This is a genomic window from Flavobacterium sp. FlaQc-28, from assembly GCF_044007415.1.
Classification (GTDB): domain Bacteria; phylum Bacteroidota; class Bacteroidia; order Flavobacteriales; family Flavobacteriaceae; genus Flavobacterium.
Genome location: NZ_JBIPCM010000002.1, coordinates 500,411 through 512,742, shown reverse-complemented (window position 1 = coordinate 512,742; position 12,332 = coordinate 500,411). Strand labels below are relative to the sequence as shown.

Genomic DNA, 12,332 nt, shown 5'->3' with positions numbered 1-12,332 from the left:
CGAGGATTATTAATTAAAAAAGATTAACGCTTTTTTATTTTATACAATTTCAAACCATTCAAATACTCTTTAATGTTTTGATTGTCTTTGCTGTTTGGACTAAACTCATAATCTTTTTTTAGCGTAAAAAATTTGATTGAATTAATGTTGTTATTCATTAATTTCTTAAAATCTCTTCTTCTTAATTCTATTATTGCTGTACCATCACAATTAACAGAATAGGAATTTTTCAGCACATACATTTCTCCTGTTTTAAAATACAATTCCAATGGTTGTTTCTGTTTTATACAAACATTATCTGTGAAAATTTTAAAATAGAGATAAATTTTATTCTCTCGTTTTCCAAATTGCAAAACCGAATATTCGAAATTTTCATTAAAAACACGCAGTAAAATTGGAGGCGCACTTGCAAAGTTTTTCCCTTTAAGCAATAACTCATTTTGCGAAATTGGGCAATTTAAGGTGTCTATAGGATTTATTTTTTGTGCCGAAACTAAATATGGAATAGAAAGTAAGACAGTCAAAAATAAAATTTGAAGTGCTTTCATATATTTGATTTTATAATTCAAAAGATCAATGTTTTGATTAAAAAGGAAACACAAGCTGTGTTTCCTTTTTTCTTTATTTAGGGATTACTTTTGTTCGTAATCTGTATCCCATTCTGTTCCGTCATCTCCCTTATGACCGTCCATTTTTATAAGGAAATTTTTAGCCGGAAAATATGGTTTCATGTGAATGTCCATATAAATTCTGTCTTTCTGAATCGGGTCTTGTTCAAATCTTCTGATCTCAAAGTTTTCAATTAATTTGTCTGGTCCGGTAATTCCATCAAGGAAAGCCACAATTTGATTCATAATCTCTTTACGCGTTTTGGCTGTAAAGTTTTCAAACGCACGACGATTAAGGAAATCCATCAATACTTTTGTTACATAATCAAATACACGCACTACAGAATAGGTTTGAAGACCTAAATTATCTCCGCTGAATAATGTTTTTGCAGAAAAAGCCATTACTTTTCCATACTCGTTTACCATTGGTACCAAACCAAGATTTTCAAGATTGGCAATTTCGCTTTTCTTAAGATCAAACTTAACTCCGTCTACTTCATTAATTCCCCCAAACTTTTTACCTGCAGTAACCTGAGACATTAGTGTTTTATAGATTTTTCCGGCCAAAGCTGCAGAAGGTGCAATATGCAAATCTTCATTTTCTCCAATCTGGTCAAATCTGCCGCGTCCTACCAGCCAGTTACAAGTCATGATAACGTTAGAACGGTATACATCTCCACCTGTTAATGAAGCAGCATCAAACATTTCCATTACATCATCTGGTTCGTCAAGATGTTCAAAATCTGTAACCAGCATTACTTTGTTTTCATGCGCTATTTTTGCCCATTTTTCGATTACTTTATTAGAACCTAAATAGCCGGGAATAACCAGAATCCCATAATTATTTTTAAGATCCAAACGATCGTAATTATCTACTAATTCTGAATGAATGGCATCTATAAAACGGGTATTGTCTAAATCTTTTAGCTGCTCAATATCAGCATTTACTATTGTTATGTTTTTAACTTTATCAGTTTCTGTATTTTTGAAAAACAAAGCAACAGTTCTATAAGCCGCTTCGATTTCTCTGGTATCTTCAACCGCTTTTACTAAGTTCTTTTTTAACAACGCTTCAGATTCTTTACATTTATCCTCACATTGCGCCACCATATCGGTCAAAGCTTCATTATTGCTTAAAACTGATGACCATAGCTCTAAAGTCTTTTTTAGAGTTTCTCTTTCTTTGGTTTTGTTTACTTCTCCAAGAAAAATTTTTCTTCTCGCTTTTCTGTCAGGATTTAGGTTTTGCACGCCTTCAATGGCCATTTCCAATAAATCAAATCCGCCGTATTTGGCTAACTTTTCTACATTTTTTTCTATAGAACTCCCTGAAGCTTTGCGTTCTAAAACCGCTGTATCTTCACTATTTTGATGTACTTGCTTAGTTGACATATTTCTTTATCTTTTAATTATTTATTTTCTTTTAATTCATTAATCAATGAGCCAAGACTTTCTAATAAAGCTTTTTTAGCCTCTCCATCTTCAAGAGCTGCTTTTAAAATCTTGTTTGATTTTAATTGACGAATGATTTTTTGATATTGATCTTTTTCTGTTTCAAGATCAGATAAAAAATTACTTTGTGCTGTAATCCCTTTTACACCAAAATCTCCTAAACTTTTAAATTTTAAAGCTTCCACTTTTGTAGCACCATCAGCATTTTCAAAGTTTACTTTTACTTCTGGCTTAAAATGTTCAAAAGCTTTTTCAACGTTCGTTATTCCTTCTACCAGTTCTGGTTTTATAGGAGCGTCTACTGTTAATTTTTGAGCTACAAGTGTTCTGTTTTGAGGGATTGCAATGATCGCTTCATCTGCATCCAGTTTCACTTCATTTCCTCCAATTCCATAATTTGATAACATAATTCCTAATTTTAAATGGTTACTATTTTTTTACTTTACTAATTATTGATTCTGATAAATCTGGCGGCAGACATCTAAATCTCTGCTTACTTTTTCCAGTTCTTCTTTATATGTTTTGGCAGACTGATTTAAACTGTCTATCAAATGTGCATTGTGCGTAAGACTCCTTATTTGCTTTTTATAATCAATAATATTTTTGTAAGCCAAAATGATATTATTGTACAGTTTCTTATTATCTGTTGAATCTTTTGGGATTTTTTGATAAATATTGGCTACCATCACATTTGCCAAACGCTGTTGAAAATCATTGTCTACTTTAGGTGAATTGATCGAATCAATTGTCATTCTGACGCTGTCAATTTTGATTGAAAAATTGGTCTGATAATCATATTCTCTTTTCATCATTTCGTTTTCGGCTTTCAATATTTTATTTTCTGCTGTGGGCAGATAAAGATTAAAGGCAAAGGCTGAAAACATTATAATAAACGTGATAATAAATGCAGCTAAAAATGCGTAGAAAGCTTTCTGACGTTCTTTTTTATTAAGTACTTCCATAATTTATATTTACTTTTTTAATTAGTCTTTCATGAAAAAACCATGTCTTTTCGGATTGTGAACAATGTCTTTTTTCTCTGTTTCGGCAACAAACAATTCGATGCTTTCTTTTTTCTTTCCGATGTAGTCCAGTTTACTTAAGGTGTCGAACAGTTTTTCTATCTTGAAAAGAAAATTAATTGTCAATGTTGCTGTTTTATCGATATGAACATGATCATAATTTGTATTTATCAAGGTGGTAAAAAGCACCTCTAAATCTCCTTGAGATAAATCACACCATTCGGCGAAATAGTTTAGCAGCTCTTCTTTACCTGCTCCGGCTTTAGAATCGATAAAATTCTTCATCACTCGGGCAAACGAAACAACCGTACTCAACATAGAAGCGGGATGCTGATGCAATGAAAACCAGCGAAACTGTGTTAAACAATTCCCCAAGAAATAACTCGTGTTGTCCGACAATTGCATCACGGTTTGAGCCAGAACACCTGTCTGCTGGAATCGGTTAATTTTCTGAGAAATTTGAACCGAATAAATCTCAATCTGACCAAATGATCTTGCAATTTCTGCCTGCATATCGGTTAGTTTTGAATGACAGCTTACGGTAACCGAGGCTGGAATATAATTTTCATCCAAAACTGTAGTATCGCCAATCAAAATTTTTCCGATTGCCAGATAAAAACCTCCATAACCTATTCCTGAACGGAATTCTTCTGCTTTAATTAAGTGGAGCTTGTATTCCGGCTGTGTAAATGGATATCTTGGCGGAACCTCATCTGGATCGGGTTCCCCAAACGGAATTCTTTTTCTGGAATTAACTGAAATACAAGCAAGCAACTCTAATTGTTCTCCTTCTTTTATTTCGTAAGTATCTTCTGGATACGGAACTTGGAGATCTAATGCATCCGTGTTTGCTTTACTGATTTCAATTCTGGAACCGTTTGGCGTAATAGCATGGCATTCTTCTACACGTACACGCAAAAGTTTGTGATTGTCGATTCCTAAAGTAATCTTGGTCGATTCTTTACTGTGATTTCCTGAATCTAACAATCCATAGCTAATAGGCGTAGTATGAATTCCGACTGCATCATTGACCAATTCAGAAACATTGTCCTGCATCGCCAAAAAATGACTTTTATTGATTTTCATTCCATCTATCCAGTTTACTGGGAAATGATTTAATTTTTCTATCATGATTTATTCTTTATACTTTTTTAAGTTCATTCCATAGCAAAATGCCTCATGCAATTGAATTACATGAGGTTTTTAGGTAATTATTAGCATCGGCTAATAATTCGTGTTTATTTGTTTTTGGATTATTTTAAGTGGTATTATGAGAAAGGAAATTATTCTAGGATTTCCTTTTTTTATTTAAATTAGAAACTAAATCTTAAAAACTTAGAGTTTTTTTAAATAAATTATTTAAAGTTTTGTTGTCGTTGTTGTGTATTAAAAAGAAAAGCCTTTTTTAGAATTATATTTTTCATTGGATTCATTTATTTTTCAAAATGCTAGATATTGCTTTTTCCCATTCTTGCTAGCTGGGGCTTTTCTTTTCAATATTTCAAGGAGCTTAATGTTCATTAAAAAAATAACACTCTTTTATTGTATAATTATTTCTTGTCGATTTAGAATCTTTATCATAATTAACTTTTAGAGATTATTACCAAAATAGTTTATATGTATCCATTTTCGCCTCTTTTGATTCATCAAGAAAATAAAGAGAATCCCTTTTTATGCTACCATCTTTTTTTACATCGTTATTCATGTACAAAATGATTTCATTATCCGTTGCAAAATACTTTAGTTGCCAAATTTTATTGTTTTTTACATCCAAATACGAAAGGCAAGTGTAATTTGGAATTTGTTTATCAACTGTACTTCTATAAAATTCAATGGAATCCTTCTTTTTATCATTTAATAAAGTATATAGAATTATTCTATAATCATTTTTGTTTTTTAAAATTTGTTTTACAAACTGATATTTTCCGTTGATTAAATTGGAATTTTCGAAAGATGAAAATCGGCTTTTATATAGATTGTTTTGCTTTTCTAGTATCGAAGAACCATTCTGTTTAGTGATTGCCTTAAAATATTTTTCCTCACCCAAACCTATTATTGAATCTCCAAAAAAAATCTCCGAATTCTGTTTCTGACTGAAATCATTCTCTTTCGTAAGAGAATGATTTTTTTTACAAGAAAAACCAAATAAAACAATTGCAAAAAAAATAGCAAATGGAAGTTTATTTTTCATATTTTAATTATTTGAAATACTCATTAAGATTTATTTTAGACATTCCTAAATAATAGGTTTTATCTTCATCTATTTTAAATTTCTTATAATAGACAATACCATTATTATCCAGATAACCAATATTTTGCTTTGTAGAATAAGGATAATCTACTTCTAGAAAAAGATTAACTGATTTATTAAATTCATTTTTATTAAACATTACTAAATCAATTTTACTAACTACTAATGGCATTTCATAATCTTGACTATCAATTGATGAAGAAGTCTTAATATAAAATAATTTCTTTTGATTAATTATTATTGAATCTAAGAGACTAAACGATTCAATTTTACTTAATTTTAAAAGACTATCATTTTTTATATAATTATAAAAAAAAGTTTTGTCGATCACATTCTTACCTCCCTTATCTTTAAAGTAATCAAGTGCAGCAAACTTATTTTGAAAATCTAAATCTTCTTTCTTAATTTTTTTAACCGTATCTTCATAGGTATTGATTTCCCATTCTTTTGGAAACTCAATATTTAAAATTGATGATTTCCCAAATTCTTTATAGGGAATAGTCTCATTTTTTTCCTGCCCATCAACAATAACTTCATTTTTACCACTTGATGTATTTTCGCTTTTATTATTACAGCTTGCAACTAAAGTTATCAGTATAAATAGTAAACATCTCATAATTATTTTTTATAATTTTTAATTCCCCCAGCTAACAAAAGTCTACAACTTTTGCTAGCTGGGGCTTTTCTTTTCAATATGTCAAGGAGCATATATGCTATTATATTATTCCGCTTTTATCTTAGTTTTATATACATATCCTTTTTTCCCTTCTTTCGTTTGCACTAACCACCAATCTCCCGAATTATCTAAAATTTCAATTTTAGTTCCTGTAGCAATTTTTTGAAGAATTTCAGAAGATGTATTTTTCTCTTTTCTCAAATTTGTAAAACCATCAGAATCACTTATTTTATTTAAACTAAACTTTTTATGAAGCAAATTTATTATTTCATCAATTTTAGAATTTGAAACAACATAACTTTCATAACCATCTTGTTTATTTTCTTTAATTTTATTTTCCGATTCTTGTCTAGTCTCAGAAGAAATTTGTAAATCTATTTCCGAAACAACATAATGATTATTTATTAATGTTTTAACAGCATCATAATCCTCTTGCTTTATTGCTTGACTCATTAAATCATTTAGGAGAGTAACATCTATTTTGTATTTAGTAATAAAATACTGTAGCCAAGCACTGTTTGTATAATATTGTAAATCAAAAAAAGTTTCATTATTTACTAAGTATGATAAATTTTCACTATCGAAATCTTCTGGTAAAGAAATCTCATCAAAATATATTTCAAGCTTTTTCTTGAAATCTTTAATTTCTGGAGTATCCTTATTTAAATCCTTCGGGGCAAAATTAATATTAGTACCTTCATTAAATAAATCAGTGAATTTTATTTCATTTTTCATCTCATTTGTTTGTTTTTGATTATTACAATTTAAAAAATCACTAAAATGATCTTGTTTAGTTTTTATTTTTTTAAAATTAGGTTCAATAGGATCTAAAGCATTTAATGATAAATATAGCGCGTCCCTTTTTGGAGGAATGATAAACCAACCGACAACACTTTCTACGATTTCTTGAGTTTTAGGATTATCTGATAAATTGTTTCTGGTAAAAGCTTTTATTATAATAGTATCATTTCTGATATCATCAATCCTAACCTCATACTTTTCTTTTTTTTCAAAATCACTGGTATAAAAAAGCTTAAAAAGAATTTTTTCACAGTCTGACTCTTGTCTGGTGGAAGTTAAAGAAATTTTATTTTCATTAGATTCCTTTTTTTTTGAACATGCTATTATCGATAGCAAAATGAATAAATATAAAACGATATTGATTTTTCTCATATTTCTAAAAACTATTAACAATTCTCGGAATTGTTGTATTAATAATTGTCACATAATTAGATTGTCTACTTACATCTCTTGTATGCCACCTCCCTACATTTCCATTATGTCTAACCAAAAACTCTGCAACATAAACCATTCCCGCTTCTACAGATGGAAACTTAATATATCTTTTTTTGGAATCAGTTACTTGTGTATTCCCTCCTCTTCCACTCATTCCTTCATTTTCAAATTCTTCCCATATCCCAATTGGAGTGTATTGTGGAAATTTATTATACACTTCACCATCCCAACCATAAGTTGGATGATTATTGTTTGCTGCTTCCATCCCTGGTCCTCCACAATGTTTATACTGTCCTGATTTAAAATGAGAACATTCCCATCTGTACATCATTTCTACATTTTTAGCAATTTCTTCACCATAATTATCATAGATCAATCTTAAAGCTCTTCTAGCATCTTCCAAATTAAATAATTTGTCATCTTTGTTTAATTCTGGTAAATTATCTATCAAAGCAAAAACTTTTATTTCTTCCTTATATTTAGACTCTTTTACTACAATTCGCTCATTACTGGAATACCCTCGTCTTCCATATACTCCTGTAAGTTCAGGAATAACACTTTCTAAGTAATTATTTAAAGCGTGATAAATAAATTTATAATTTGATGCACTTAAGTCTCCCATTTCACTTCCGCAACTAGAATGATTTGTTCCATCAGAATTTCTTATTCCTAAACAACCTATTAAGTCTTTAGATTTCCATGGATCTATAGAAATTGAACTTCTACCTTTTAATGTCATTGCGCCACTCGAAACCTCTAATCTTAAATTTTCTAAAGGTCTCAAATTAGAAACATTATCATCAACAAACCTATATCTAAAACTCTCTTTTCCGGAATGATTCCAAGCTTGCATATATCTTATTCTATATAAACTATTTAAATTATTAGGAGGAATAGGACCTTTACTTACATAATTCTTATTATTTGATTGTGTATGTCTTGCAACTGTTAAAATAGTAGACTCTGCATTTTCATAAGATTTGTATTTTATATCTTGCTTAAGTTTTTTTATAGCTTCTCCTGTTTTATTTCCTCTATAAACATACATTTTATATAAAGGAAATGCACTTTTACCATTTGGTAATTTTTTGCAATAAATTTTCCCTGCTTCTTTATATTCATTCATCCCATTAAAACCACCATAATCAGGATATGACTCTATTCTCCTATTCCTATCTACTTTTATTTCGGTGGCAATTTCACTAGTTATATATAAAATAGCTTCTTTTCCTAGTCCTATAACTTTTTCAAATTTCTCTTTTTTCTGCTCTCCACCAACCTTCGCAACCTTATTAGTTTGTTCAACAGGATCCGGTTTAAAAACTTTAGCATCTACATCTACAACTTCACTCTTTTTTAGATCATTTGTCTGCAATACTTTAACTTCTGCAAACAGCTCCTGTTCTGCACCTTCAGTCCAAAAGTTTCCTCCAAGGCTTCGAGGAATTGTATCTAGAGGTACAACAATCGCATGCAAATCAGATTTTAGCGTAAATTCCTGCTGAAACAGTAAATCGTTGCTAGCTACATCTTCATCATATAGTTTTAAGCTAATATCCTTTCCCTTTAATCCCGTCGAGTTGATCCAGACTTTAATCTGTTTTTCTTTAAATGTTCCTTTAATCTTATTGCCAGCTGTGTCAGTAAGATTCACTGAATTGATTCGCCCCTTTTCTTTTTTAGTACCCGCTGCATCTTGCTTTGGAGAATCTTTCTTGGAAGGAATCGTTGGCTTTTCAGCTTCTTTTGGTGTTGTCTTTGCCTTAAAGGGAGCTACGGGAGCTTCAACATCATTTACGTTTACATTGTTACTTGCAATTTTATTTTTGTTAAAATCAACGGTAACATAGTACTCATGAATTTTACCTTCTTCCGGTCCGTTTTGCTTGGCTATTTTAGCAAAACTTGGTCTCAGCAAAAAGTCAACATCTGCTTTACCGTTTTTAACAACTCCTGAAAGGGTTTGTATTAGATTCTTTTCATTTGCTTTGTTATGTCCGGCACCAGCAGCATCATCTTCCCACAAGGTTACAGATACTTTGTGTTTTTCCATATGAAGACAGTGAACCCTTGCTTTTAGAGTCTGTCCGTATGAAAGCGGTTTTGCTGGTTTTTGTCCGTTTTTATCAAGCAGTTCAATGCTTTCAATTTTTGGTTTTTCGGCGGGATGTGAAGTTATATTAAGGCGCGCCACATCTTCTCCTCTTCTTGCTAGAATACGGATTCCTTTTCTTTCTAAACTTTTTTGAAGAAAGGTGTAAGAGATTCTTTTTCCTGTTTTATCATTTTCTTTTGTCTTGCGCCATCTTCCGTTTTCGAGAATATATATTTCCCATTTTACAGGCTGTTCAAAACTATTACTAGAAGTTGAATTTTGAAAAGGCAGAATACTCGGTAAAAAAGTATTTACTGAGTAGAATTCTTCCTTACCTACAACAGGATCCGGATTTCCAATTATTTTAAAATCTGACATACTATTTTATTTTATTTGCAAATAGAATCACTCTCTTCTAAACTCTCCTTAAATTTTGATGTATTAACCAGCAGATTTAACTGGTTATTTACTTGCGGTTTAGCCTTTTTCGCATTCTGTTTGCTCGCTTCTGCTTTCTGGCCGTGCTTATCTATTTCTATACAATCTGGTCCTCCAATTGGGCAGGTTCCTTTACTATCTTCAAGCAGAATTTTTCCCTGATTGCTTAAGGTTACTTTTTCATAAAATGCACTCCACTTGGTAATTGTGGCCTGACATGGCAGATAATCACCGCTTCCATTTGGCTGCATTTTGCATTTCCCAAACGTGTTCTTCTCTAATGTCTGTCCAATTTCTTTGTCAGTAGCAATGAGTTTTTTCTCTGCATCTTTATCATTAGCATAATGCTTATCCTGCGATTTTACTTTTAATATATCTTTTTTTGGTTCTACGCTAAATTTACATTTTAGTGAAGCTCCCTGAACTACTATATGTTTCTCACTCATTGCCTTACCATTTATAAATATTACATTTACTTAACTACTCTGTTTTAACTCTTTAATTTTGAGTTTCTTCATTCTTTAAAGATTCAATTTGTATGATCACTTTTATTGGTTCATCATACTCGATATTGCATTCTAAATTTATCTTTTCGATACAATAACTATGTTCATCAAGAAAATATGAAGCGTTGAATTTTCCTTTCCACGGGTCAAATCCAAAACTGGCTTCTCCTCCAGAATCTACATAATCTCCTTTTTGTTCTACTTTTACCAAATTTGATTCATCTAAAATCGAATCTATCTTTTGCTCTACTGCAAACTTCGATTCTTCATCTTTCTCTAATGGAAAAAAGACTTCGTTTTGAAACGAATAATTTGATGTATAACCAACGTAAATGCCGTTAAAAAAAGCCCTTAAAAAATAATCTGAAGCAAGAGAATCAAATAATGTTTCAGAATTTTCTAAAGCATATTCTGTATGTTCAATATAATTTTCTGCAACCTCACCTTCAAAATAATCTAGAACTTCTTCTTTAGTATCCTTCCATCGATTATCTATTTCATCATAATTGTAAACAGCAATCCATTTACCCGTGTCGTCAACCACAATTTTTAATGGATAAAGCACTTTCGCAGTTTTTGCCGCCAATTCATCCATTACGGTATCTGACACTTCATTATTTACCTTAATAGCATCTCTATTTATCTCAAACAAATGAAAACTGTTTTTATCCGTTGCTAGCCATTTTACGCTAACTTCCATTTCTATAGTATCAACTTGATCCCCAAAGACAGTTGTGTACTGAACTTTATAATCCTTATTAATTCTGTCTGCAACAAAAGGCAATATATGATTACTCGATAAGGTTACTTTTTGCCCCTTTTTCTCTTCTTTTTCTTTTCGATCTTCAATATATTTTCCTGGAGCCAGAATCAAAAACTCAGAATAGCTTTTAAAATCAGCTTCTATTAAATCCTGAATCTCACAATACATATTATGATACCACCTAAGCTCATCGGCCTCAACACCAAGATCTCTAGCTACGCTTGCAAGTGTATCTCCTTTTTTGATTTTATAAGTACGGAATTTATCATATGGGGATTCTTCAGGTTTGTCTTCGTAATACATATTTTCTCAGCAACATTAAACTTCAACCTCTTTTTCTTTATTTTCAATCTTAGGTTCAAACATAAAATCTTGACCTTTTCCTTCTTTTTTTGTTTGAGTAATTTCTTTCACTCTTTGTCTTTTACAAATAATAACTGAGTTCTCAGTAATACCATTCATTCCTAAAGTGTATTTGGCATCTACATATTTTGCGGCTTGATACCATTTTGGCTGTAAAAAGAATACCCAGCTGCAATTTTCTCCCCCTTGCTTTAAATCAATTTTACTTTCGGCATTGTGTTCATTATAACCTGAAACAGTATGGTAGAACAAAGCTCCAAAGTCAATTCGTACTGGTCCTTTTGATCTTATTGAGGTATATTTTGTGTCGTTTTCTTTTTTCTGGATTAATAATGTTATCAGTAATAAATCCTTCATTTGAACATTTTCAATTTCTGGGAAAGGATTTTTTCTTTCGGGAATTTTCCATGTAACATATTCTCTTGCAGGTATCTGCATCATAAATTCAAAAACAATATAAACTCCAGTAGGAACAAAAAATAAGATAAAATGGGAACACATTATAAATGTCATTTCGATCCCGTTTAATGCTGTATAAATGATCGCAAATAAAACGCTTGAATAAAGCACCACCAATAATGCAAACAAAAGCTCTACTGCTACACTTCTGGCGTTAAACTCTTTAAAATACGAGCGATACAGCCATACATGTAAAATCCCAAACAATAAAGTAGCTATTTGGTAAAACATAAACTCGTCTGAGAGTTCATTGAATAGTTTATTATATCCTAAAAATGCGACTAAAGCATAAACAAGTGCAAAAGAAAAAACATAGATGTAAAACTTTCTTTTATACTGTGCTGCGAATTCTTTTACTTTATCACTAAACAGTAATGTCAGTATAGCACAAAGTGCTATTACAACTACTATAAAGACGATGAGTTTTACATCAATAAGTGCTAATAAATGTTTTTTAACCATT

At 30.9% G+C, this 12,332-nt stretch carries 12 protein-coding genes; all 12 read right to left on the bottom strand.

The genetic code is table 11. The features are described 5' to 3' along the window. Nucleotides 1-23: 23 nt before the first annotated feature. A complete protein-coding gene (locus ACHRVL_RS08100) occupies nt 24-548 on the bottom strand; it encodes a hypothetical protein (RefSeq protein WP_395411733.1) in 525 nt (174 codons plus the stop codon). 84 nt (nt 549-632) lie between these two features. Next, nucleotides 633-2,000 (bottom strand): DUF5458 family protein, encoded by a 1,368-nt coding sequence (locus tag ACHRVL_RS08095; RefSeq protein ID WP_395411732.1) that lies wholly within the window; start codon nt 1,998-2,000, stop codon nt 633-635. 17 nt (nt 2,001-2,017) lie between these two features. Then, entirely contained in the window at nt 2,018-2,467 is a 450-nt protein-coding gene (locus ACHRVL_RS08090; protein ID WP_395411730.1) for a hypothetical protein, read from the bottom strand. Nucleotides 2,468-2,509: 42 nt separating this feature from the next. After that, entirely contained in the window at nt 2,510-3,022 is a 513-nt protein-coding gene (gene tssO, locus ACHRVL_RS08085; RefSeq protein ID WP_395411728.1) for a type VI secretion system TssO, read from the bottom strand. A 21-nt stretch (nt 3,023-3,043) separates the two neighbouring features. Next, nucleotides 3,044-4,213: a hypothetical protein gene (locus ACHRVL_RS08080; RefSeq protein WP_395411726.1), complete on the bottom strand. Its 1,170-nt coding sequence runs from the start codon at nt 4,211-4,213 to the stop codon at nt 3,044-3,046. 469 nt (nt 4,214-4,682) lie between these two features. Continuing rightward, the gene (locus tag ACHRVL_RS08075; RefSeq protein WP_395411725.1) at nt 4,683-5,273 is read right to left on the bottom strand and encodes a hypothetical protein; all 591 of its coding nucleotides are present in this window, start codon (nt 5,271-5,273) and stop codon (nt 4,683-4,685) included. A 7-nt stretch (nt 5,274-5,280) separates the two neighbouring features. After that, on the bottom strand, nt 5,281-5,949 hold the full coding sequence (locus tag ACHRVL_RS08070; protein ID WP_395411723.1) for a hypothetical protein: 669 nt from the start codon (nt 5,947-5,949) through the stop codon (nt 5,281-5,283). Nucleotides 5,950-6,054: 105 nt separating this feature from the next. Further along, a complete protein-coding gene (locus ACHRVL_RS08065; protein ID WP_395411721.1) occupies nt 6,055-7,182 on the bottom strand; it encodes an SH3 domain-containing protein in 1,128 nt (375 codons plus the stop codon). 4 nt (nt 7,183-7,186) lie between these two features. Further along, entirely contained in the window at nt 7,187-9,718 is a 2,532-nt protein-coding gene (locus ACHRVL_RS08060) for a hypothetical protein (protein WP_395411720.1), read from the bottom strand. Nucleotides 9,719-9,729: 11 nt separating this feature from the next. Then, nucleotides 9,730-10,224, bottom strand: coding sequence for a DUF4280 domain-containing protein (locus ACHRVL_RS08055; RefSeq protein WP_395411719.1), 495 nt, complete (start codon nt 10,222-10,224; stop codon nt 9,730-9,732). Between the two features lie 52 nt (nt 10,225-10,276). Beyond that, nucleotides 10,277-11,350 (bottom strand): LysM peptidoglycan-binding domain-containing protein, encoded by a 1,074-nt coding sequence (locus ACHRVL_RS08050; RefSeq protein ID WP_395411718.1) that lies wholly within the window; start codon nt 11,348-11,350, stop codon nt 10,277-10,279. Between the two features lie 15 nt (nt 11,351-11,365). After that, the gene (locus ACHRVL_RS08045) at nt 11,366-12,331 is read right to left on the bottom strand and encodes a TssN family type VI secretion system protein (protein WP_395411716.1); all 966 of its coding nucleotides are present in this window, start codon (nt 12,329-12,331) and stop codon (nt 11,366-11,368) included. Nucleotide 12,332 lies beyond the last annotated feature (1 nt).